The organism is Thioclava sp. UBA3469, assembly GCF_002378135.1.
GTDB classification, from domain to species: Bacteria; Pseudomonadota; Alphaproteobacteria; order Rhodobacterales; family Rhodobacteraceae; genus Thioclava; species Thioclava sediminum.
In genome coordinates, this window is sequence record NZ_DFRG01000065.1 from 1 (window position 1) to 23,371 (window position 23,371).

Genomic DNA, 23,371 nt, shown 5'->3' on the forward strand with positions numbered 1-23,371 from the left:
GCCTATTACCTGAAGGCGCAGAAGGTGCGCACGCTCATCGCGCGCGATTTCGCCGAAGCCTTCTCGGAAGCCGACGTGCTGCTGACGCCGACGGCGCCCTCGGCGGCATTCGGCCTCGGGGAAAAGACGGACGATCCGCTTTCCATGTATCTGAACGACGTGTTCACGGTGACGGTGAATCTGGCAGGACTGCCCGGCATTTCGGTGCCTGCCGGTCTTTCCTCGGAGGGGCTGCCGCTCGGGCTGCAGCTCATCGGACGGACCTTCGACGAGGAGACGCTGCTTCGCGCGGCGTTCGCCATCGAAGAGGCAGCGGGTTTCACGGCGGAAGCCGAAGCGTGGTGGAGGGCGTGACCATGGCCGAGACGATGGTGAGCGATTTCGAGCGCACGATGAAGGTGCGTGAGGCACGTAAGGAAGACCTGATCCAGGGGCAGACCGGCGACTGGGAGATCATTCTCGGGCTCGAGGTTCATGCGCAGGTTTCCTCGAATGCCAAGCTTTTCTCTGCTTCCTCGACGAAGTTCGGCGCGGAACAGAACACGCAGGTGAGTTTCGTCGATGCTGCGATGCCGGGCATGCTGCCCGTCATCAACCGGTTTTGCGTGGAACAGGCGGTGCGCACCGGGCTTGGCCTGAAGGCGAAGATCAACCTTCGCTCCGTCTTCGACCGCAAGAACTACTTCTATCCGGATCTGCCGCAGGGCTATCAGATTTCGCAGTTCAAGCATCCGGTCGTCGGCGAGGGCGAAGTCATTCTCGACATGCCGGACGGACGGGTGGTGCATGTCGGCATCGAGCGGCTGCATCTCGAGCAGGATGCGGGCAAGAGCCTTCACGACCAGCATCCCGCCATGAGCTTCGTCGATCTCAACCGGTCGGGCGTTGCGCTGATGGAAATCGTGTCGAAGCCGGACATGCGCTCCGCCGACGAGGCCAAGGCCTATGTGACGAAGCTGCGCACCATCCTGCGCTATCTCGGCACTTGCGATGGGAACATGGAAGAGGGCAGCCTTCGCGCCGACGTTAATGTTTCGGTGCGGAAAGTCGGCGAAAAGCTCGGTACGCGCTGCGAAATCAAGAATGTGAACTCGATCCGCTTCATCGGGCAGGCGATCGAGCACGAAGCGCGCCGCCAGATCGAAATTCTGGAAGAAGGCGGAAAGATCGACCAGGAGACGCGCCTTTTCGATCCGAAGACGGGCGAAACGCGCTCCATGCGTTCCAAGGAAGAGGCGCATGACTATCGCTACTTCCCCGATCCCGACCTTCTGCCGCTCGAATTCACGCAGGACTGGGTGGACGAGATCGCCGCGTCGCTGCCGGAACTTCCGGACGACAAGAAGGCGCGGCTGATTTCCGAATATGGACTTTCACCCTATGACGCGACCGTCCTGATCGGCGAAGGCGCGCGCGCGGACTACTTCGAAGCGGTTGCGAAGGGGCGCGACGCAAAGCTCGCCGCGAACTGGGTGACGGGCGAATTGTTCGGTGCCCTGAACCGCGAAGGGCACTCGATCGAGGACACTCCGGTGTCCTCGAAACAGCTCGGAGAGCTCATCGACCTCATCTCGGACGGGACGATCTCGGGACGAATCGCGAAGCAGGTTTTTGATTCGATGTACAAAACGGGTCGTGACCCGGCCAAAATCGTCGAGGAAGAAGGTCTGCAGCAGGTAACGGATTTTGGGGCTATCGAAGCGGCAATCGACGCCGTGATCGCGGCCAACCCCGATAAAGTCGAGCAAACGAAAGTCAAGCCTCAACTTGCGGGCTGGTTTGTCGGCCAAGTCATGAAATCCACGTCTGGCAAGGCAAATCCGAGCGTCGTCAACGAAATTCTCGCGAAGAAACTCGGCCTTTCGTCCGACGACTGACGAAAAATTCCGGCCTCCCGGTGAACCGTTTGGTAACCACTTTCCCCGGAGAGTGGCGCGACCACGCGTGCACAAATCTGTTGCATTGTGTTGCCGAGCGCTTTTTACGCGCTCATATTGTTGATGCGCGCCTGAGGGGTACGAGGGCGCTAGCAGTGTGTGCGTTGCGAGTACATGGATTGTCGCCAAACGAAACGGCACATCAGGAGCTAGAGAAACATGGCTACCACCACGAAGACGAAAGCTAAGCCGAAGGCCGCTGCGGCCAAGAAGCCTGCGGCCAAGAAGCCTGCTGCGAAGAAGAAGCCGGCTGCGAAGAAGACGGTGAAGAAGCTTGCCGCGAAGACGACCGCGGCGAAGAAGGCTCCGGCGAAGCGCAAGCCCGCCGCGAAGAAGACCACGGCGAAGAAGCCGGCCGCCAAGAAGACGGCGGTGAAGAAGGCTACCGCGAAGAAGACCGTCGCGAAGAAGGCGCCCGCCAAGCGGAAGCCCGCGGCGAAGAAGCCCGCAGCCAAGAAGACGGCTGCGAAGAAGCCTGCGGCGAAGAAGGCCGCTGCCAAGAAGCCGGCAGCCAAGAAGACCGCCGCAAAGAAGGCGCCTGCCAAGCGGAAGCCTGCGGCCAAGAAGACGACCGCTCGCAAGACCACGGCTCGCAAGACGACTGCTCGCAAGACGGTCGCCCGCAAGCCCGCCGCGAAGAAGGCGCCCGCGAAGCGGAAGCCTGCTGCGAAGCGTAAGCCCGCAGCGCGCAAGAAGGCGGCATAAGCAGCCGACATGAGCGATACGCGCCGGTCAAAACCCGCTAAGGCGGCGGCGAAACGCTCCTCAGCTAGGCGACGTCCCGCTTCCGAGCGGGGCAACGCCAAGCCGATCGAACTCTATTACTGGCCAACGCCAAATGGCTGGAAGGTTTCGATCATGCTGGAGGAGTGTGGGCTGCCCTATACGGTGAAGCCGGTGAATATCGGTATTGGTGACCAGTTCAAGCGGTCCTTTCTGAAGATCGCGCCGAACAACCGGATGCCAGCCATCGTGGACCCGAAGGGTCCAGGGGGGAAACCGATCTCTATCTTCGAGTCGGGGGCTATCCTTCAATATCTCGGACGCAAGTCGGGCAAGTTCTATCCGGCAAGCGAGCGCTCGAGAGTTGAGGTCGACCAATGGCTGTTCTGGCAGATGGCTGGGCTTGGCCCGATGGCGGGTCAAGCCCATCACTTCCGCCAGTACGCTCAGGAAAAGATCCCTTATGCAATCAAGCGGTATACCGACGAGGTGAACCGGCTCTATGGCGTGATGAACAAGCGCCTGAAGGACCGGGACTATCTCGCCGGCCGGTACTCGATTGCCGATATTGCCTGCTGGGGCTGGATCGTACCCTACAAGAACCAGGGCCAGCGGCTAGACGATTTCCCATTCCTGAAAGACTGGTTTGAGCGGGTCGGCGCCCGTCCGGCCGTCCAGAGGGGATTTGCTCTCGGTCGCGAGTGGCGACGGGGCACCATCGGGGACAAATCCAAAGAGGCCGAACGCGCACGAAAAGTGCTGTTCGGGCAACGCGCACAAAAATAGGGGCGGGGCTGATCGTCCCGTTCCCTTATGTTAAGCTTGCAGCGCTTCCGGGAAACCGGGGGCGCTGTTTGCCTTTGGCGCCTCTCATGCGCCCAACCCGGGGGTAATCTGCATGCGTCCCGTTTCGATTTCCATCCTGGCTGCCGTGGCGGTTACGTTTCTTGCTGCAACTGCGAGCGCCGAAACGACGACAGCGACAGGCAGCCGCATCATGAAGGACGCTTACGGCACGCAAACGAAGTGGGGCCGCTCGCTCAAGCTGCCGGAAGACGGCAAGGTGGTTCGGGTCATGTACGGCACCTACGGCTTCTCGATCGTCGATCAGAGCGGCAATACGGTCGGCGATTTTCTTCTACCCGAAATGGCGGTCGGTACGGAGCTTGCGGCGGGTGAATACCAAATTGTCCCTTATGTCTGCGCGAAGCATCGGCACCATCATGTCGAAGTGACGGTCGAATACTGACATTACATGGCGCCAGACGTCCGCACAGGACTCGTTTGCGCCGCTTCTCCTCCCCATATGCGCTCGACCAATAATCGCGGGGCGCGGGATGGAAGTCCGCATTCCGCAAATGCGAAGGGCGGAATGCGATGATCGATCTCTATACATGGACGACGCCGAACGGCCGCAAGGTATCCATCATGCTGGAGGAGACGGGGCTGCCCTATGAGGTGCATCCGGTGAATCTCGGCAAGGAAGAGCAGTTTGCGCCGGACTTCCTGAAGCTCAGCCCGAACAATCGCATTCCGGCTATCGTGGACAGGGACGCTGATAGCGGTCCGGTTTCCATTTTCGAGAGCGGCGCGATCCTGATCTATCTCGCGGAGAAGACCGGAAAGTTCCTTGCGCCGAAGGGCGAGCAGAGGGCGAAGACGCTCGAATGGCTGATGTGGCAGATGGCCGGTGTGGGGCCGATGCTCGGGCAGGCGAACCACTTCATCAATACCGCGCCGGAGCAAATTCCCTATGCGATCGACCGCTATGTCGGTGAAGCGGCGCGGCTCATCAAGGTGCTCGACAAGCGGCTGGGCGAGTCGCAGTTCATGGGCGGCGATTATTCGATCGCCGACATGGCGACCTATCCCTGGCTGAAAGTTGCCTTCGATCTCATTGCCCAGGCGAAGCCCGACGTGGTGGGCGAGGGAGCGAATGTAAGACGCTGGCTCGAAGAGGTCGGTGCGCGGCCTGCCGTGCAAAGAGGCATGGACGTTCCGAAGGTGTGACCTTCGGGACATCGTTTCGGGTTTTTGTCACGACCGCTCACCGGGATCGGCATGGTGAGCGCGTCGTTAACCAATTTTTCAGCGCAGCTATGGAGAGTTGAGGTCAGGGACGGAGGGGGGCTCCGTCCAAGGGCAACAACAGGCTTGAAGCCTCGAAGACGAGGAGACAGCACATGGCTCGCATGCAACTCGATAATGTCGAGAAGAGCGAGCTTGCCGCGGAAGGCGGCAAGTGCGACGCGCTTTACAATCTGGGGCTGATGTATTCCACAGGACGCGGCGTGGACGTCGATCTGGTGACGGCGCACAAGTGGTTCAATCTTGCGGCCATGAAGGGCAGCGATGCGGCGCGAAGCTGCCGGGCCGAACTGGCGGCGGAGATGTCGCCGGCCGAGATCGCGGAAGCGCAGCGGCAGGCGCGCGAGTGGCTGGCACATCAGTAAGTCGCTGATTTCAAAAGAAAAATTATCGAGGGCTGAGCTCCGTTAAACGGAGATTCCGCTCTCTTCGCGGGTGCGAAAAGGCGGTGACACGCCACGCCACTCCGCTTATCTTCCGGCCACCCGGAAACCTGTCCTCATCCGCCGGTGCCCCGGCGTCAACGGGACATTTTCCTCCCGCTTTCCCCAGGAGTGGCCATGACCGACGCTTCGCAGCAAGCCGACAAGAATCCAGTCGAGGACCTGATCGACCTGCTCGATCTCGAGCAGATCGAGATGAACCTGTTTCGCGGTCACAGCCCGGATGTGAGCTGGCAGCGCGTGTTCGGCGGACAGGTGATCGGACAGGCCTTGGTCGCCGCCTATCGCACGGTGGAGGAGCGCGTGTGTCACTCCCTCCATGCCTATTTCATCCGGCCGGGCGACCCCAAGATCCCGATCGTTTACGAGGTGGACCGGGCGCGCGACGGCAAGAGCTTCACGACGCGGCGCGTCGTTGCGATCCAGCATGGAAAGCAGATATTCAACCTCGCGGCGTCTTTTCAGGTGCAGGAAGAAGGCTTCGAGCACCAGTCGACGATGCCGGATGTGCCGCAGCCCGAAGATCTGCCCAATGAACGGGAACTGCGCAAGGCCATCGAAGACAAGCTGCCGGAAGCCATCCGCGTGCATTTTTCGAGGCCGCGGCCCATCGAAATCCGTCCAGTCAATCCGCAGGATTATATCGATCCCGCGCCGATGGAGCCGGTGCAGCATGTCTGGTTTCGCGCGCGCAAGGGCGTTGGGGACAACATACCGCTCAACCAGTGCATTCTTGCCTATGCCTCGGACATGACGCTGCTCGATACCTGCATCCGGCCGCACGGCGTAAGCTGGGTGTCGGGCAAGCTGCAGTCGGCGAGCCTCGACCATGCGATGTGGTTCCATGCGCCCTTCCACACCGATGACTGGCTGCTCTATACCCAGGACAGCCCCAGCGCTTCGGGCGCGCGCGGCTTCAACCGGGGCAGCATATATACGCGTGACGGGAAGCTCGTCGCATCGGTGGCACAGGAAGGACTTATCCGCTACCGGGGCGGCCCGAAGGGCTGAGCCGGTAAGCAAATCCCCTTTTATCCAAAGACATTGGCCTTGATGCGGCCGGTAATCTTGGGCATACACGGGGAGCCGGAGAGGTGGCCGAGTGGCTGAAGGCGGCGGTTTGCTAAACCGTTGTACAGTGTAAAGCTGTACCGTGGGTTCGAATCCCATCCTCTCCGCCATTATCTTGTAGCAAACCTGAGATGAGGCCCCGCCCGCGGGCCTTTTTCTTTTTGTTTCAAAGGGGTTTGCGTACGCCATCCGAACCTCGGAGACTGACGCCGGGTCCAATTTCCGTCTCTGAACGGCCATCCGTCTCTAACCGAGCGAACCTCGTCCGGCCCGGTTCGGTTTCGCGCACACCAACGTTTTCAGCAAGTTCCGCGCTCTGCGTGGGCGCACATTTTGCAGCCGTTCTCGCGGTTGGCGTCGGCGTCCAGAGAACGCGAGGTAGGCGTTCTATGGCGAAGCGCGCCGCAGCCCCAAGTGATCGATGAGGTTGTCATGCGTCGTGAAGCATCGGGATCGGTCGGCGGTTCACAGAGCAGCAATTGCTTGGGTGATGATGCCGACGTCCTCCCCTCGTGCGCTTCCATTGCTCATTTCGGTGAGAACGCCCGAAAGAACGACGGCGCCCTTGAGCAGGGCCAAGCTGTCTACCATAGGGCCACCGGAAAGTCCTCTGGGGGTCGGCGATACCGCTGAAACGCCCGTAGACGTATTGACGTTTCGGCGCTTGGGGTGCCGCAATCCTATCATGCCTGGCGCGGCGGGAGCGGCCACGTTCGTGTACACGCGTGGAGCGGGGCGCAGCGTGTTCCCAGATCTCTTGAAATCTCGGCAGAGATAACCTCCCATCGTGATTATCGCGGAGCCAAGTGATACTGAAGTCGGGGCATCCAAACACCGGTCCAGCGAGAACTCATCCATGAACATAACGGATAGATCCCGGCCCATTGGTTCAACGAGTGTTCGAGCACCGTCACCCACGTAAACCCAACGGCCATTTATGTGCACGGCTTTCTCGGCCGGATCGTCGTTGAACGCATGACCTCGTAAAACGTGCTTTGCGGTGATCAAGACCGGCCTTGATTGATGCTTTATCAGAAACCCCGTACCGACCTGAACTGGCGTATCTGGCCTCGACCCATGGGACGCATAAATTGCGATGGTGCTGGGCTGAACGAGTCTTTGAAAATTTGCTGCAATCTCAGCAGTCAGTATACGCGCGACGCTACTCATTTGCGATCCGCTGGCCCCCAATTTCATCATGAAAGCCGAGCAGATGTCGGCGCTTAAACGAGTCTACGTTTCGGACAACTCGAACACCATATCCATCTGCTCCGCCCACGGCTGGTCGGCGACAGCGACAAGGTCGTTCAGCGACAGCGCCGGTGGCACGCGCCTGATGACGAGGTGTTCGAGCACCTCCGGCGACAGATAGGCGAGCCGCATCATTCGGCTCACGAACCGGTCGGAGACCTTCTCGGCCGCAGCGATATCCTGAATGGTGGAAGCGGCACCGGATTCCAGCTGCCGCCGCCAGTTCCAAGCGCGGGCGATGGCGCGCAGCACATGAGGGTCTTGCGACCGGCCGTCCCGGATCGTCACCTCGTCGGGCGGGAGGATCTTCGGCCGCCCATTGCGTTTGCGGATCGTCAGGGGGATGACGACCCGGATGGTCTTCGTCGAGGCGGTCATGCACAGGCCTCCGTCTGGTGGGCGGCCATCATGTCCCGCAGGACCGAGCCCAGCCCCTCATGGCGCAGATCGACGGCGATGCCGTCTTCGCCGACGGTCACCCGCTCGACCAGAAGCTGGACGATGCGGGTCTGCTCCGCCGGATAGAGCGCCGCCCAGATCTGGTCGAACTCGCCGAAGGCCTGGACAACCGCCTTCTCATCGACGGCCGAGCTCTCTTCGCGAAGGGCCTTTATTGTCCGCGCCGCGATCTCGGGCGCGCGGATCATGCGGCGGATTTCGCCGACCACGGCGTCCTCGACCATGCCTGCGGGCAAGCGCAGCGGGCCCGAGGCGTCGCCGGTCGGGCGGTTTCGGATCAGGTCCATCGACGCATAGTAGCGGTAGAGGCGCGTGCCCTTCTTCGTCGCCGTCGGCGTCATCGCCGTGCCCGTCTCGGTGAAGATGATCCCCTTCAGCAGGGCTGGCGTCTGGCGGCGGGTGTTCTTCGCCCGCAGGCGCGGGCTCTCCTGCAGGATGCTGTGAACCTTGTCCCAGAGGGCCTGATCGATGATGGCTTCGTGCTCGCCGGGATAGGCCGTGCCCTTGTGCACGGCTTCCCCGAGGTAGACCCGGTTGTTGATTAGTTTGTAGAGGAAGCCCTTGTCGATCGGCTTGCCGCGCTTGTTCAGAACGCCCTCGGCCGCGAGCGCTTTCGCCAGCGTCGTGGCGGAGCCGATGGCGACGAAGCGCTCGAAGATCATCCGGACCGTCGCGGCCTCGGCCTCGTTGACCACGAGCTTGCGGTCGCGTACGTCGTAGCCCAGCGGGACGTGACCGCCCATCCACATGCCGCGCTTGCGGGATGCCGCGACCTTGTCGCGGATGCGCTCGCCGATCACCTCCCGCTCGAACTGCGCGAAGCTGAGGAGGATGTTCAGGGTCAGGCGGCCCATCGAGGTCGTGGTGTTGAACGACTGCGTGACCGAAACGAAGGTCACCTGATTGCGGTCGAAGATCTCGACCAGCTTGGCGAAGTCCATCAGCGAGCGCGATAGCCGGTCGATCTTGTAGACCACGATCACATCGATCAGACCGGCTTCGACGTCCTGAATGAGACGCTTCAGGCCGGGCCGTTCCAGCGTGCCACCTGAGAAGCCGCCATCGTCGTAGCGTTCGCGAATGGTGGCCCAGCCTTCCGCCTTCTGGCTCGTCACGAAGGCCTCGCAAGCCTCGCGCTGGGCGTCGAGGCTGTTGAACTCCATGTCGAGCCCTTCCTCGCTCGACTTGCGGGTATAGATGGCGCAGCGCTGGCGGCGCGCAACGACCGCGACGGCTTCATGATGACGGCTCATCGGTCGTCCCCCCGTGCCTCGCGCAAGCCGAAGAAGCGATAGCCGTTCCACTGCGTGCCGGTGATCGCCCGCGCCACCGCCGACAGCGACTTGAACTTACGCCCCTGCCAGTCGAAGCCGTCCTTCATCACTGTGACGGTGTGCTCCACCCCGTCCCATTCACGCACGAGGCGGGTGCCGACCACCGGGTTGCGGGAATCCGCGATGATCGTCTTGCGCCCGACCCGGCCCTCGATCTCGTCGGCCAGCAGGTCCAGCGTCCGCCGCGTTTCGCGGGACAGGCCGCCGAGGGTCAGTTCCTGGACCCGGTAGCTGAGCCTCAGCTCGAGGTAACTGCGGCTGTTGTTCGGAGCGGGCGTGCCGAAGAGGCTTTCCCACTTCGCCTTCAGTTCGACCACCGTCATTCGCTTCAGCGCTGCAAGCTGTGTGACCACGCTCGCGTCCGCCGCGTCGCGTTCGCCCGCCCGCCATGGCGCGGCGTCAGTCTTTCTCTTTGTTCCTGGCATCATTGCCCTCCAACTCGGTTGCTCGGTTTGCGACGACCAACACGGCGTTTGAGGGCGAGAATGTCGAATGAACTGTCTTCGCCAGCTGCAGATAAAGAACTGGACTGTTCTGGCAGGATACGCCTCAGCCCCGCAGCAAGAATATGCGCGAGTTCATCGAGGCGTTCGTCCGCCAACAGACGGGCGGGCAAAAGAGGGTTTGGACCGGATCGGGCGTCTTGCATGAGACCGTTCGCAACAGAAGATGGCTGGCGAAACGGTAGTCACAACGCGACAAAAAACAAGTATATTCAATTGGTTATCGAGATTCTGCGCAATCATTCAAAAACAATCGTAAGTATCCGTTGCGCCAAACCCCTTCCCGCATGACATCATCCCCAAAGGTCGTGTGGTGACATCGAAAAAGCGCGCATGCGCTCGATGTCTTGGACAAATTCGCTCCAGATCGCGGCGTCCAGCCGACGAGAACAGAATACCCCCGCGGCGGCAACGAATGCTTCAAGAACTATTGAAAGGTCATCGATGTATCCAGACAGCCTGGACTCGATGGTAGTGCCATACCCTAGAAAAAGCGCCTCTCGATAATTTGCCTTGCCACGATACCTAGATGCTTGATGGAGAAATCCGACGCTACGTGTAGCAAGACGTTTGTCTCGAAGCTCGCGGGCCGCCTTCGAACGGAAATCGGAAACGCCAAGCGCGCGATAATCTCGCGACGTCCTGACGTCTTCCTCTACTTTCCAGCGCCACCAGCCTGCGCTACCAGACAGATATGCATGGGCAGCACCGCGAGCTTGGTCGACTGTTGTTGGGGCTGACCCGGCTAGATCGAAACGCGGGACCGTGAGCAAAGCTGATAGCTCATTGTCACAGTCCTTTTTGACGAGCGTCGACACGCGCAGGTCGAATGGCGGCATCATCAAGCCGCGCGCTGCAATCTGGCGATCCCAGACCCCTGCGGTCCCAGTATGGTCATCTTGAAATGATCCGTCTTGGGCTGCGACCATAGCCGATGCGGCAGCATAAACGCCGTAGTACCATGAAACGATGCCGACCCGGGCTACATCAGATTTTCGCGGGATAAGCCGCAGCGCCTGCAAGGCCGAACACTGATGGAGTGCAAAGAGCAGTTGCTCCAGAATTGTGTTTTCTTCGTGGGCGCTCGCCTTTCGGCGGCCCATGCCTGAGTAAAACGAAGCCACCACGCTCGGTTTGAAGTCCTGCTTTTCCACAAGTATGCGCAGGGCACGCATCCAGTTTATTGTAGACGGCAAAGCGTAGATCGGGTTCGGGACGCCGTTTGGCTCGGATAAGGTGCCGGTCTCAGTTATGCGCTTGTAAAGAGACATTCATAGCTCCGCTACCGTCCGAGCGGCTCCGTGCCGCGGCTGAGGATTGCCAGATAATCGCTATACACGAACATTCGCCCGCGCTGCTTTCCTGTGATCTCGCGGATGATCCCAAGCCTTTCTAGGTGCTGTATAGACTTGGCGATCGTCGGGGCTGAAATTCCTAGCTTCTGCGCGGCGTCGGGGATCCCGACAATCGGCTTCTGCTGGAGAAGCTGGTGGACACGCAGCGCTGACGCGGCTGGGCGGCCTAGGCTCTCGATCCGCTGCCGGTCAGCTTCGAACAAGCTCAAGATCTCGCGCGCAGCTTCGGCAGCCTGCAGTGACGTTTCGGTGATGCCATCCAGAAAGAACTCGAGCCAGGTTTCCCAATCGCCGCGCTCTCGCACGCCCTGAAGTAGATCGTAGTACTGCCGACGATGCGTTTTGAAATAGAGGCTGAGGTAAAGGATCGGCTCCTTGAGGATGCCCTGGGTGCAGAGAAGAAAAGTTATCAGGAGCCGCCCCAATCGCCCATTGCCATCGAGGAATGGGTGAATGGTTTCAAACTGGACGTGGACCAGTCCCGCTTTGATGAGGGACGGGATCTCGACCGTCTCGGCATGGATGAACGCCTCAAGATCGGACATCAGGTCCAAGACGTTTTCGGGGGGCGGCGGCACGAAGAGCGCATTTCCGGGGCGGGTCCCTCCGATCCAGTTCTGGGATCGCCGGAACTCGCCGGGCTGCTTGGTGCTGCCCCGGCCCTTCGACAACAGGATATCGTGGATTTCACGAATGAGCCGGAGCGAGATCGGAAAGCCCTCTCGGATCCGTGCGAGACCATGGTTCATCGCGGCGACGTAGTTCGACACCTCCTGCACGTCGTCGAGCGGCACGCCGGGCGCCTCCTCGCTCTCGAAGAGCAGGAGATCGGAGAGCGACGATTGCGTGCCCTCGATCTGCGACGAGAGTAGAGCCTCTTTTCGCACGTACATATAGAGGAACAGCGGGGTGTCGGGCAGGATCGATGTGACCCCGTCGAGCCGCCCGAGCGCGCGGTTCGCGCTCTCAAGTCGCCGGTAGAGCGCGTCCATTTGCACCGCCGGAGCCGGCGGCAAGCGCGGGGGCACAAACGCTTCCGCCTTCTCTCCGGCCGTCGAGATGGTCACCTTCTGCCCAAGCCTCGAGGGCTCCTGTTCTGCAGCCATGGTTGAGAAAGGATCCTTTCCTTGGCATTATCGGAAAGAAAGGATACCATGAAATCCTTTCTTTGTCCCGATCCTTACGAAAGGTTCTGCATGGTGTCGAGGATTCATGGGGCCCACGCCCGACCTAGGGCGCAACAGCCTGGCGGCCTATAGGCAAACGCTATGGGTCATCAGCGCCTCGGAAAATTGCCCGCGCACCGCCTGCTACCTGAGATCGTCAGGTACCTGGTGGCTGGCGGCACGCCTACCGAGGATCTGGTTGACCAAGTCACCGAGGTTGGCCGGGACGCGCTAAAGCGTGCCCTGAAAGATGCTGTATTCATTGAAGCCCTTTGGCTTCTTATCAGGACGCCCCAGGCGGCCGCTTCGAAAGATTTCCCGGCCAACCTCAATGATCTGGGCATGGCGGATATGGCGCCAGCTTCCCTATCAGATGTGCTCGTCAGCTATGATCGCGCTATTGAGAAGGTTCAGAGGCGATTGCACGCCGGGGCGACAGACCTTGGCGAGATAGCGCGCCGTGCCGGCATCTCGGCTTTGGGCGAAGCAGTTCGAGGCGCGTTGCCGACCCTATGGGCTCCAACAGCAACCGATGTGCAGGCGTCGGTCGCAGCTCTCAAGGGAACGGAGCAATTTGCGGCTCTTGCTCATCGTTTTTATGCAAACTTCGTCGAACGCGTGATCCACTACTATGTGGATCGAAACATCCACAACATGGTGGGTTCCGGCAGGGTCGCGCGATCTGTTCACGATCTCCGTGCATTCAATGATTCCATCCGACGCCACTGTGACGAGTCGGCCCTCATCATGCGCGCTTTCGCCAAAGATTGGTTGGGCAAGAACCACTACAGAGATGGCAAACAGATATCGCGAGACGACGTTCGTCGATTCTCCGCCCATGCAGCTGAGAAAATGCGGATCGAACTCGACATCAGAAAGGGGGCACCGTGAAACGGTACTTGATCGAATGCGGTGCTTCTCAACCCTCGGCGGCAGACGCGATCGCTATGGATGTCCAAGGCGCAGCCAAGAACGTCAATCTGCGCATCGACTATATCAGCCGGACGATGCTTGGAAACGTCCCAGACTTGTTGATCGACCTGCTCGAAGTGGCAGCTTACGTCTACTGCGCAGATCAGCGGCTTGTTCGGGGCTCTGACAAACTGACGAACTTCGGCGAGAGTTGGCGGCGCAGCCTTCGCCTCTCTATCCCCGTGCGCCAGTTAGAAGCATGGCAGGATCCTGACGTACAGGAAATTTTGGCTGACACTCTCGGCTTCTTGTCGGACGACAGCTACGAGTTTGATTTTCGAATAGCCGAGGCTCCAGTCCAGCCACGGGAGCTGTACTTTCCAGAGCTCCTTGATGCGTCAGCGGAGCATGACGAGGTCGCCTTGTTCTCCGGGGGCGTGGATTCGTTCGCAGGGGCGGTCAACGACATTGTTACCCTCGGGAAATCGGTCACGCTTGTCGGGCATTACTCTTCCACCAAGGTCCGCGCGGTCCAGGAGAACCTGATTCAAGGTCTGAGGCAGCGGGGTTTAGATCGACGGGTTTCCTACATTCCGGTTTGGGTCAGTAATGAAAATGAGCGGGCTCGGGAATTCACACAGCGAACGCGGTCCTTCCTTTTTGCCTGCCTTGGGCTCGTGGTCGCGAGGATGTCCGGAAAGGACAAGTTCAGCTTCTATGAGAACGGCGTCGTCAGCATCAATCCACCATTGGCGGGCGATGTCGTCGGCGGCCGTGCTACGCGCACTACGCACCCGAAGGTGCTGCGCGGATTGGAGGCATTGTTCTCACTGCTCTTGGACCGCCAGATCGAGATCCAAACACCGCTGCAGTGGCTGACCAAGAAGGAGGTGACTCAGAAAATCAAAGAAGCGGGCATGGCCGACATGCTCGGCGAGACTGTCAGTTGCACCCGTCCACGAAAATGGACCGAAAAGCAGAAACATTGTGGCGTCTGTTCGCAGTGCATAGACCGGCGCTTCGCCGTGCTCGCTGCAGGCATGGGAGACCACGAGCCGGCCGAGAACTACATGCGTGACCTTCTCCTCGCCGATCGCAGTGCCGATGACGATCTGCGCATGGCCCTGAGCTACGTTTCGTTCTTCCAAAGGGTTGCGGCAACCCCCAAGGAGCGGTTTCTCGTGGACTTCCCCGAGGTGGTATCGGCGCTCGACCGTTTCGCCGGCCTGTCCACCCAAGACGCGGGCGACCACGTCTACGACCTCTTTCAGCGTCATGCGAAATCGGTCGAGGAGGTCATCACCACAGCGGTTTCCGAGCATATAGGTCCGTTGTACCGGAGCGAGTTGCCGTCCGGCTCGTTGCTGGCAACCTGTTTCAGCCGGGGCCACATCGAAGCGCCGCCGCCTTCCGATTACGACGTACAGGCCAAGGCATTCATGGATCGCCTTGGCGCCCCTGTCCTCGAATTCGCTTTCGACCAGGACGCCAAGCGCGTTCTGTTTCAGGGAAGCCATTACCTTGAAGGTGCGAATTTCCGCGTGATCGAAGCGCTGATCGAGAACTTTCGGGAAGCCAAGAGGCAAAGAGCAGACGTCCCCTTCTTACCCGCCACCGACTTGGCGGACCGACTTGGCGTCAGCGACCAGTCGATGCGTCAGCAACTTGGGCGATTGCGAAAGGCCATCGAACCGCTGACCGTGACGCTCGGCATCCCACTGGACCAAGATTCGTTTGTCCAAACGAAGGAGCGCGCTGGCTATCGCCTGAACCCCGAATGGCGGGAGGTCTCGGTCGGGGACATCCGGGTCGATACCGCAGTCACATCACAAGCTTGAGCCGATTACGTCACGGCCCGATCTACCCGACGTCACAACTCGCCCGCTGAAAGCCCCGGATTCCGGGGCTTTTTCGTGCGCCGACGTCACAAGAAAGACGAGGCCTGATTATATATCATCGCCCGTAACACGTTGAAAATGCTCGCATATCCAGGCGCTCCAAAGCGGCTGGATGAAGCGGAAGGCACATCAACGGAGTTACACCCATGTCACTCAGGCATTTGAACCAGATCGAGCTCGCCGCTCGCTGGAACATCAGCCACCGAACGCTTGAGCGGTGGCGCTGGACGGGCGAAGGCCCGCGCTTCGTCAAGCTCGGCGGTCGCGTCGTGTATCGCCTCGAAGACGTCGAGGAGTACGAGCGCGACCAGATCCGGGCGAGCACCGCCGACCACCCCAGCAAGCCTGCAGCATGAGGGGGTGGTGATGACGATCTCCAACCGCATCTCCCTCGATGAGCTCCGGCGCATGGCCGTCGGCGACATCGCCGCTCTGCCCGCCGAGCAGCTCGCCCTCCTGCAGGACGAGGCCGCCGACGCCCTGCGCCGCGCCAAGACCGTCTGCGACTGGCTCGATGGGGCCGTCGCGCTCAAGTACGGCGATCGTGCCCACGCAACGCGCCAAGCGGCCGGCAAGGACACCGGGACCATCCGCTTCGATGACGGTGCGGTCACCGTGATCGCCGACCTGCCGAAGCGCGTCGACTGGGACCAGGACAAGCTCGCCGCTCTCGTCGAACGCATCCGGGCCGAGGGCGACGACCCCACCGAATACGTCGATGTCGCGATCAAGGTGCCCGAGCGCAAATTCGCGGCCTGGCCGAGCCACATCCGCTCCGCCTTCGAGGACGCGCGCACCGTCCGCACCGGCAAGCCCAGCTTCCGTCTGTCCCTGAACACCGAGGTGACGTCATGAGCATCACAAAGAAGCTCGCGATGCTCCGCGAGCAACATTTCGGGCTGGACAAGCTGCCCGAGACCATCCGGGTGCCGGCCCTTGGCGAGCGTCGCGACGAGACCGTCAAGCCGGTCGGGGCGGCCTCGATCGACGACCTGGCCTTCGCCCTCATCGGGCTGAACGAGCAGGCATCGGCTCTCTACCGCGAGATCGACGCGGTGCGCACCCTCCACGACGAGGCCCGCAAGGCCGGCGCGCTGGGAGCGGACATCGCGGTCGACGCCTTGATCGCGGCGAAGGGAGGCAAGTGATGGCCCTTCCGATCATCTCCGCCGATCAGCGGCTCGCCGAGCCGCGCGGCATCAAGGGCACGATCTTCGGCAAGTCCGGGATCGGCAAGACCTCGCTTCTCTGGACGCTCGACTCCGCCACCACGCTGTTCATCGATCTGGAGGCGGGCGACCTCGCCATCGAGGGATGGTCCGGCGACAGCGTCCGCCCGCGCACATGGGCCGAATGCCGCGACTTCGCGGTCTTCATCGGCGGCCCCAATCCGGCGCTGCGGGACGACCAGGTCTACAGCGAGGCCCACTTCGCGGCGGTGTGCGAGCGCTTCGGCGATCCGGCTTCGCTCGACCGCTACCACACGGTCTTCATCGACTCGATCACCGTCGCCGGCCGGCTCTGCTTCCAATGGTGCAAGGGGCAGCCCGAGGCGTTCTCGGAGAAGACCGGCAAGCCCGATGTGCGCGGCGCCTACGGCCTGCACGGCCGCGAGATGATCGCGTGGCTCACGCATCTCCAGCACACGCGGGCGAAGAACGTCTGGTTCGTCGGGATCCTCGACGAGAAGCTCGACGACTTCAATCGGCGCATCTTCCAGCCGCAGATCGACGGCTCGAAGACCGGCCTCGAGCTGCCGGGCATCGTCGATGAAGTCCTGACGATGGCGGAGATCAAGGACGAGTCCGGCGCGCCGTACCGTGCCTTCGTCTGCCAGACGATCAACCCCTGGAACTTCCCGGCGAAGGATCGATCCGGCCGTCTCGACCTGATCGAGGAGCCGCATCTCGGCCGCCTGATGGCCAAGATCCGCGGCCCCTTGAAGCCCGCCTCCGAGCGGCTGGCCTATCGCAGCCCGCCCCCGGCCGCGACGGCGCCGACCTCCGACGCCCCCACCCATTCCGAAAACGCCTGAACGAGGAGACCCCAGCCATGACTGGATCCTGGAACGATTTCAACGACGCCAAGCAGAACAGCAACATCATCCCCAAGGGCACGCTGGCCAAGGTGCGCCTGACGATCCGTCCGGGCGGTTTCGACGATCCGGCGCAGGGCTGGACCGGCGGATACGCTACGCGGGGGACCACCGGCTCGGTCTATCTCTCGGGCGAGTTCACGGTTCTCGAAGGGCCCTACGCACGGCGCAAGATCTTCACCCTGATCGGGCTGTACAGCCCCAAGGGGCCGGACTGGGCGAACATGGGCCGCAGCCTGATCCGCGGCATGCTCAACTCCGCGCGCGGCATTGCGGACAAGGACACGTCCGCCCAGGCCCAGGCCGCGCGTCGCATCAGCGGCTTTGCCGATCTCGACGGGCTCGAGTTCGTGGCGCGGATCGACATCGGCACCGACACCAACGGCGAGGAGAAGAACGAGATCCGCGCGGCGGTGACGCCGGATCACAAGGATTATGCCGCCCTCATGGGCGTGCCCGGTGCGGCACCGCAGCCGCAGGCTCAGCCTTCCCAGCCCTCCATGCCGCAGCCGGGCACGCGCCCGTCCTGGGCGCAGTGAGGCGGCCATGCTGCTGCGTCCCCGCCAGAAGCAGTTCGTCGAGCGCAGCGTCCGCGCGCTCGACGAACACGGAAACACCCTCGGCGTCGCCCCGACCGGAGCCGGCAAGACGATCATGCTCTCGGGAGTCGTCGGTCGCATGGTCGGCGAAACCCCGAAGAGCACGGGCGCAAAGGCCTGCGTGCTCGCCCACCGCGACGAGCTGACCGCTCAGAACCGCAGCAAGTTCGGCCGGGTGAATCCCCGGATCGCGACCTCGGTCGTCGACGCGAAGGACAAGTCCTGGGCTGGCCAGGTCACCTTCGCCATGGTGCCGACACTGGCGCGCGCCTGTAATCTCGGCCAGCTGCCCGCGCTCGACCTCCTGGTGATCGACGAGGCGCACCACGCGGCGGCCGACAGCTATCGCCGCATCATCGACGCTGCGCTGCAGCGCAATCCCGAGTGCCGGGTCTACGGCGTCACGGCGACGCCCAATCGGGGCGACAAGCGCGGTCTGCGCCCGGTGTTCTCCAACGTCGCCGATCAGATCCGGATCGGTGAGCTGATCGCGTCCGGCCATCTCGTGCCGCCGCGCACCTTCGTGATCGATGTCGGCGTCCAGGACCAGCTCACCAAGGTGCGCCGCACGGCCGACGATTTCGACATGGCCGAGGTCGACGCGATCATGAACCGGTCGCCGGTCACGGACGCCGTCATCCGCCACTGGCGGGAAAAGGCAGGCGAGCGCCAGACGGTGGTGTTCTGCTCGACCGTGGACCACGCGCGCAACGTGACCACCGCCTTCAACGCGGCCGGTGTCGCCGCCGGGCTAATCCACGGCGACATGGCGGATACCGACCGCAAGACGACGCTCGCCGCCTATGCCGCAGGTGATCTGCGGGTCGTCGTCAATGTCGCGGTGCTGACCGAGGGGTGGGATCACCCGCCGACGAGCTGCGTCCTGCTGCTGCGGCCGAGTTCCTACAAGTCGACCATGATCCAGATGGTCGGTCGCGGCCTGCGCACGGTCTCGCCCGAGGAGCATCCCGGCATCATCAAGACCGACTGCATCGTGCTCGATTTCGGCACCTCGACCCTGCTGCACGGTTCGCTGGAGCAGGACGTCGACCTGGACGGTCGTGAGCCCTCCGGCGAAGCGCCCACTAAGGATTGCCCGGACTGCGGCGCCATCGTGCCGCTCGCCACTATCGAATGCCCGCTGTGCGGTCATGTCTGGGAGCGTCCCGAAGGCGGCGAAGCAGCGCCGCTCGGCGACTTCGTGATGTCCGAGATCGACCTGCTGAAGCGGTCGAGTTTCCGTTGGTGCGATCTCTTCGGCGACGATGCCGCGCTCATCGCCAACGGCTTCAATGCCTGGGGCGGTGTCTTCTTCCTGAACGGCCGGTGGTACGGCATCGGAGGCCTCCAGAAGCAGCGCCCTCATCTGTTGGCCGTGGGCGAACGCACCGTTTGCCTCGCGGCGGCCGACGATTGGCTCAACGAGCATGAGAGCGACGAGAGCGCCCACAAGACGCGCCGCTGGTTGAACCAGCCGCCCACCGACCGGCAGCTTGCTTTCCTGCCGCCGGAGTACCGGCAGGATTTCGGGCTCACCCGCTATCAGGCATCAGCGCTGCTGGCCTTTCGCTTCAACCGCGACGCCATCCGCTCCCTCGTCTTCAGCGCGGCCGATGCCGCGCCCGAAGCAGCCATCGGGAGGGCGGCATGAGCCATGGCCTGTCCTCCCCCCACCACGGCCGAGGACCGGCGGCGGCTCTGGCATCCGCGTGGAACGCTCTGTGCTGTCTGCCGGCGACCCACCCGTGGCTTTGGCTGGTTCGACCCGGTGCGGTCGAAGCAACCGCGCCCCTCGGTCTGGTTCTGCTCGATGGCCTGCCAAGGCTTCTGGACGCGCTTGGCGCGGGAGCGCTGGGCCATGGTTGATCTCACCGAACAGGAGAAGGCGGCGATCCGCACCGCCATGAAGCCGGTCGCCGAGATCATGGAGGAGATCGGCTGGCAGGCGCGCTTCTCCGACCTCACGGAGGCGCAGGTGCTCACGCTCATCAAGGTCGCCGTCGGCGGCTTCCAGGACGCCATGCACGCCATGGCTGCCGACGCCGACGCGGAGGTGCCGTTCTGATGCTCGACTACAACCACCGCCCCACCTGCGCCGAACGCATCAATGCGGTGATCGACGAGGCGATCGCCGCTGAACGCGCGGCGGTTGCGCCCAGGACCTACCTAGGCGGCTCCCGCCTTGGACACGGCTGTGAGCGCGCTCTGCAATTCGAGTTCGCGGGTGCGCCGAAGGATGAGGGCCAGGAGTTCTCCGGCCAGACGCTGCGGATCTTCGAGATCGGACACGCGCTCGAAGATCTTGCCATCCGCTGGCTGCGCGGTGCCGGGTTCGATCTCTATACCCGCAAGGGCAACCGTCCGGACGGCGAGCAATTCGGCTTCTCGGTCGCTGGTGGCCGCATCCGTGGTCATGTCGACGGGATCATCGCCGCCGCACCCCAGCTGCTGGGCATCGGCGTTCCCGCGCTCTGGGAATGCAAGACGATGAACGCCAGGAACTGGCGCGAGACCGTGGCCAAGGGCGTGGTCGTGGCGAAGCCCGTCTACGCGTCCCAGATCGCCCTCTACCAAGCCTATATGGAAGCGCAGGTCCCCGGCATCTCCGACAATCCCGCGCTCTTCACCGCCATCAACAAGGACACCGCCGAACTGCACCACGAACTCGTGCCGTTCGATGCGGGGCTCGCCCAACGCATGAGCGATCGCGCCGTGCGGATCCTTCAGGCGACGGATGCAGGGGATCTGCTGCCGCGCATCGCCACGACGCGTGACTTCCACGAGTGCCGGATGTGCCCGTGGGCGGAACGCTGCTGGGGGCTGCCGGCATGAGCGAGAACAATGTCGTCTCCCTCGATGCCTGGCGCGACTTCAACGACGCCGCGCCGCAGGCCGATCCGTTCGACATAGAGCCGGATCACGAGCAGATCGCCGTCTTTCTCGATGTGGTCTTCGGTTACTGCGAGGGCTGGGTGCCGCTGCGCGGGTTCGTGGACAAGGGTCAAGGCATCGACGGCCGACCCCACAACGCCTGGATCGAGATCGACGACAGTATGCTGGAGAAGGCGGTTTCCTTCGCCGGGTGGGCAGCACGCGAAGGGGCGGCCTTCTATGTGGTGCCAGGGACGGTCGCCGAGACCGGCAAGGCCAAGGCCGCCGACGTCCTGCAGATGCAGACGGTTCTCGTTGATCTAGATGCGGGCGACATCGCCGCCAAGCTCGACCACCTTATCCGGCATCTCGGCGAACCGACACTGCTCGTCGAAAGTGGCGGCCGGACGCCGGACGGTCTCGACAAGCTGCATGTCTGGTGGCGCTTGAGCGAACCGGCCGAGGGCGAGGATATCGCGCTTCTCTGTCGGCTGCGCGGCGACATCGCGGTCAAGGTCGGCGGCGACACGCATTTCCGATCGGCCCACCAGCCGATCCGCCTGGCTGGTTCGGTCTATCACAAGGGCGGGTTCAAGCGCCTGGTCAACATCCGCCGCCACAGCCCGCGGGTCGAGGTCCATCTGCGCGACTTCGCCGAGCTAGTCGCCGACATGCCGCCGCTTGCCGGGGTCGGATCCGAGCCAGGCCCCTCTACGGACAAACCGTCGATCACCGATGTCCTGACGACGCCGGTCCGCGAAGGCGGATCAGACGATTGGACCCGCTTCCAGGGGGCGAGCGCCGCCATCGGCCACTACGTCCGCATGGCGCATGAGGGCCGCATGAGCCGCGACGACGCTTGGGAGGCGATCTGCCAGTACAACGCCGCCCAGCTCCGTCCCAGCTGGCCGCTCGAACGTCTCGCCTCGGAAGCACAGCGCCTCTGGCGGCTGCATGAAGAGCGCCATGGGCCGGCCCTCGAACGGATCGCCGTGCCGCCGATGTCCGCGCTGCCGCTCTTCACGCTCGGCGCGCTGCTCGACGACGTGAGCCCGATGCCCGACGACATCATCGCGCCGCGATTGCTGACGCCCGGCGGGATGCTGGTGCTCGGCGGCGCGCCCAAGGTCGGCAAGAGCGACTTCCTGATCAGTCTGCTTGTCCACATGGCGGCGGGCGTGCCCTTCCTCGGCTTTGCGCCGAGTCGGCCCTTGCGGATCTTCTATCTGCAGGCGGAGATCCAGTACCATTACCTCCGGGAGCGCCTCCAGGCCATCCGGATCGAGCCGGCGCTCCTGGCCGCGGCGCGCGATAATCTCGTCGCTACGCCGAAGGTCCGCATGCTGCTCGACGCCGGCGGCGCGGGCCTGACCATCGCCGCCGTTCGCGCCCACTACGGCCATGGCGCGCCCGACATCCTCTGCATCGACCCGATCCGCAATCTCTTCGATGGCGGCCCGGACGGCGGCGGGGAGAACGACAACACCGCAATGCTCTTCTTCCTGCAGGAGCGGGTCGAAGCGCTGCGGGACGCCGTAGCCCCGGATGCCGGCCTGATCCTCTGCCACCACACCCGCAAGATCACCAAGAAGCAGCTCGTCGAGGACCCGTTCATGGCGCTCTCGGGCGCAGGCAGCCTCCGCAGCTTCTACACCTCCGGCGTTATCATGCACCGGCCCGACGAGGACCGACCGGAGCGGATGCTGCATTTCGAACTCCGCAACGGCCCCGGCATCGAGCCGATGATCGTCGACAAGGCGGGCGGACGCTGGGTCGCGGTCGACCGCTCGGAGACAAGGCTCGTGCGTCGCGAGTTCGGCGAGAAGCTCGACGCCGAGCGCGCACGCAAACACGACGTGATCCTTCAATTGCTCTTCGATGAGGCCGAGGCTGGCCGGCTCTACACCGCGCTGCAATTCGCCGAGAGCTTCGAGAACCAGGCCGGGCTCGGCGGCAAGGACACGATCCGTGAACGGATCAGCGTGCTGGCCACAAAGGGTTTCATCAAGTTCGTTCGCGATGGCGCGCCGTTCGGTCTGCCAACCTCGCGCTCCAAGTTCGGCTATCTCTGCGTCGAGGGCATGACGTTCCCGACCGGTGAAGAGACCGCAGACCCCGACACCGGCGAGGTCGTGCCCGTCCGGATCCCGGTCCTTCCCAGCACCTACAAATGCCCGCAGAGCGGCGCGGCGCTGCCGGTCGAGAACCCCCTGGTCTGGGTCTATCAGCCGGAGGAGACCTCGTGATGCGCCAGCTCAACACGACTACGCGGACTTACGCAGGATCAAGTTGTGGCAAGTTGCGGCGAGCTGGGCGGCCAGCTTCCCAACTACTTTCGTTGCTTTTCGCGCCGCCGCGCTCCGCCCAGCCATCCCGCGCAGATTCAAGTTGGGAAATCTCGTCCCAACTACCTTGGCTCCCGCGCGCTCCGCTGCGCGGCCTTTCGCAGATTCAAGTTGGGAACGCGACCCACGCCATGGGCCGTCCCAACTTCGATTTCTCCAAAAGATTCAATGCGTTGATGCGCTCTCGAAGTTGTGGGGGTGAAAGCCACCCCCTTCGGGGGTGGGGGAGAACCGCGCCGAGCGGGTTCTCCCACTCCCACCCCCAGGGGCTTCGCGCGCGCGGTCGCCGTGCCGTCCATCCCCTCACCGACATCAGACGAG

Annotated in this window: 24 protein-coding genes and 1 tRNA gene; 20 read left to right on the forward strand and 5 right to left on the reverse strand. The window is 62.7% G+C overall.

Annotation, left to right across the window (positions count from 1 at the left end):
- The 9 genes from B3D39_RS05530 to B3D39_RS05570 form a co-directional block, all read left to right on the forward strand.
- Window positions 1-354, forward strand: a 354-nt coding sequence (locus tag B3D39_RS05530; RefSeq protein WP_286789452.1) for an amidase family protein, incomplete at its 5' end; no start/stop codon positions are given.
- Window positions 355-392: 38 nt separating this feature from the next.
- Complete coding sequence (gene gatB, locus B3D39_RS05535; RefSeq protein WP_286789499.1) at window positions 393-1,877, forward strand: Asp-tRNA(Asn)/Glu-tRNA(Gln) amidotransferase subunit GatB; 1,485 nt, start codon at window positions 393-395, stop codon at window positions 1,875-1,877.
- 219 nt (window positions 1,878-2,096) lie between these two features.
- Complete coding sequence (locus B3D39_RS05540) at window positions 2,097-2,642, forward strand: histone H1-like repetitive region-containing protein (protein ID WP_286789453.1); 546 nt, start codon at window positions 2,097-2,099, stop codon at window positions 2,640-2,642.
- Between the two features lie 9 nt (window positions 2,643-2,651).
- Window positions 2,652-3,446 (forward strand): glutathione S-transferase N-terminal domain-containing protein, encoded by a 795-nt coding sequence (locus tag B3D39_RS05545; RefSeq protein WP_286789454.1) that lies wholly within the window; start codon window positions 2,652-2,654, stop codon window positions 3,444-3,446.
- A 112-nt stretch (window positions 3,447-3,558) separates the two neighbouring features.
- Window positions 3,559-3,909, forward strand: a complete 351-nt coding sequence (locus tag B3D39_RS05550) for a hypothetical protein (protein WP_286789455.1) — start codon at window positions 3,559-3,561, stop codon at window positions 3,907-3,909.
- Between the two features lie 128 nt (window positions 3,910-4,037).
- On the forward strand, window positions 4,038-4,670 hold the full coding sequence (locus B3D39_RS05555) for a glutathione S-transferase N-terminal domain-containing protein (protein ID WP_286789456.1): 633 nt from the start codon (window positions 4,038-4,040) through the stop codon (window positions 4,668-4,670).
- Window positions 4,671-4,843: 173 nt separating this feature from the next.
- On the forward strand, window positions 4,844-5,113 hold the full coding sequence (locus B3D39_RS05560; protein ID WP_286789457.1) for an SEL1-like repeat protein: 270 nt from the start codon (window positions 4,844-4,846) through the stop codon (window positions 5,111-5,113).
- 195 nt (window positions 5,114-5,308) lie between these two features.
- Window positions 5,309-6,202, forward strand: coding sequence for an acyl-CoA thioesterase II (gene tesB, locus B3D39_RS05565; protein ID WP_286789458.1), 894 nt, complete (start codon window positions 5,309-5,311; stop codon window positions 6,200-6,202).
- A gap of 77 nt (window positions 6,203-6,279) precedes the next feature.
- A tRNA-Ser gene (locus B3D39_RS05570) sits at window positions 6,280-6,372 on the forward strand.
- A 1,123-nt stretch (window positions 6,373-7,495) separates the two neighbouring features.
- On the opposite strand, the gene B3D39_RS05575 is transcribed toward B3D39_RS05570, so the two are convergent.
- From B3D39_RS05575 to B3D39_RS05595, 5 genes are all read right to left on the reverse strand, one after another.
- A complete protein-coding gene (locus B3D39_RS05575) occupies window positions 7,496-7,891 on the reverse strand; it encodes a hypothetical protein (protein ID WP_286789459.1) in 396 nt (131 codons plus the stop codon).
- A complete protein-coding gene (locus tag B3D39_RS05580) occupies window positions 7,888-9,225 on the reverse strand; it encodes a recombinase family protein (protein ID WP_286789460.1) in 1,338 nt (445 codons plus the stop codon). Before B3D39_RS05580 ends, B3D39_RS05575 begins: the two co-directional genes overlap by 4 nt.
- Entirely contained in the window at window positions 9,222-9,731 is a 510-nt protein-coding gene (locus B3D39_RS05585; protein ID WP_286789461.1) for a DUF2924 domain-containing protein, read from the reverse strand. The genes B3D39_RS05580 and B3D39_RS05585 overlap by 4 nt, the downstream gene beginning before the upstream one ends.
- Before the next feature lie 371 nt (window positions 9,732-10,102).
- Window positions 10,103-11,080 (reverse strand): hypothetical protein, encoded by a 978-nt coding sequence (locus B3D39_RS05590; RefSeq protein WP_286789462.1) that lies wholly within the window; start codon window positions 11,078-11,080, stop codon window positions 10,103-10,105.
- A gap of 11 nt (window positions 11,081-11,091) precedes the next feature.
- Window positions 11,092-12,270 carry a Fic family protein gene (locus B3D39_RS05595; RefSeq protein WP_286789463.1) on the reverse strand — a complete coding sequence of 393 codons (1,179 nt, stop codon included), beginning with the start codon at window positions 12,268-12,270 and terminating at the stop codon, window positions 11,092-11,094.
- A gap of 162 nt (window positions 12,271-12,432) precedes the next feature.
- Between B3D39_RS05595 and B3D39_RS05600 the strand changes: the two genes are divergently transcribed.
- The 11 genes from B3D39_RS05600 (at window position 12,433) to B3D39_RS05650 (ending at window position 22,951) form a co-directional block, all read left to right on the forward strand.
- The gene (locus tag B3D39_RS05600; protein WP_286789464.1) at window positions 12,433-13,221 is read left to right on the forward strand and encodes a hypothetical protein; all 789 of its coding nucleotides are present in this window, start codon (window positions 12,433-12,435) and stop codon (window positions 13,219-13,221) included.
- Window positions 13,218-15,080: a 7-cyano-7-deazaguanine synthase gene (locus B3D39_RS05605; protein WP_286789465.1), complete on the forward strand. Its 1,863-nt coding sequence runs from the start codon at window positions 13,218-13,220 to the stop codon at window positions 15,078-15,080. The genes B3D39_RS05600 and B3D39_RS05605 overlap by 4 nt, the downstream gene beginning before the upstream one ends.
- A 206-nt stretch (window positions 15,081-15,286) precedes the next feature.
- Complete coding sequence (locus tag B3D39_RS05610; protein ID WP_286789466.1) at window positions 15,287-15,496, forward strand: helix-turn-helix transcriptional regulator; 210 nt, start codon at window positions 15,287-15,289, stop codon at window positions 15,494-15,496.
- Window positions 15,497-15,506: 10 nt separating this feature from the next.
- Complete coding sequence (locus B3D39_RS05615) at window positions 15,507-15,995, forward strand: hypothetical protein (RefSeq protein ID WP_286789467.1); 489 nt, start codon at window positions 15,507-15,509, stop codon at window positions 15,993-15,995.
- The gene (locus B3D39_RS05620; RefSeq protein ID WP_286789468.1) at window positions 15,992-16,288 is read left to right on the forward strand and encodes a hypothetical protein; all 297 of its coding nucleotides are present in this window, start codon (window positions 15,992-15,994) and stop codon (window positions 16,286-16,288) included. The genes B3D39_RS05615 and B3D39_RS05620 overlap by 4 nt, the downstream gene beginning before the upstream one ends.
- Window positions 16,288-17,175: an ATP-binding protein gene (locus tag B3D39_RS05625; protein ID WP_286789469.1), complete on the forward strand. Its 888-nt coding sequence runs from the start codon at window positions 16,288-16,290 to the stop codon at window positions 17,173-17,175. The genes B3D39_RS05620 and B3D39_RS05625 overlap by 1 nt, the downstream gene beginning before the upstream one ends.
- 17 nt (window positions 17,176-17,192) lie before the next feature.
- Complete coding sequence (locus B3D39_RS05630; protein ID WP_286789470.1) at window positions 17,193-17,774, forward strand: hypothetical protein; 582 nt, start codon at window positions 17,193-17,195, stop codon at window positions 17,772-17,774.
- Window positions 17,775-17,781: 7 nt separating this feature from the next.
- On the forward strand, window positions 17,782-19,485 hold the full coding sequence (locus B3D39_RS05635) for a DEAD/DEAH box helicase (protein WP_286789471.1): 1,704 nt from the start codon (window positions 17,782-17,784) through the stop codon (window positions 19,483-19,485).
- Between the two features lie 207 nt (window positions 19,486-19,692).
- Entirely contained in the window at window positions 19,693-19,899 is a 207-nt protein-coding gene (locus B3D39_RS05640) for a DUF6511 domain-containing protein (protein ID WP_286789472.1), read from the forward strand.
- Window positions 19,899-20,666, forward strand: coding sequence for a hypothetical protein (locus B3D39_RS05645; protein WP_286789473.1), 768 nt, complete (start codon window positions 19,899-19,901; stop codon window positions 20,664-20,666). The genes B3D39_RS05640 and B3D39_RS05645 overlap by 1 nt, the downstream gene beginning before the upstream one ends.
- Window positions 20,663-22,951: an AAA family ATPase gene (locus B3D39_RS05650; protein ID WP_286789474.1), complete on the forward strand. Its 2,289-nt coding sequence runs from the start codon at window positions 20,663-20,665 to the stop codon at window positions 22,949-22,951. The genes B3D39_RS05645 and B3D39_RS05650 overlap by 4 nt, the downstream gene beginning before the upstream one ends.
- Window positions 22,952-23,371 lie beyond the last annotated feature (420 nt).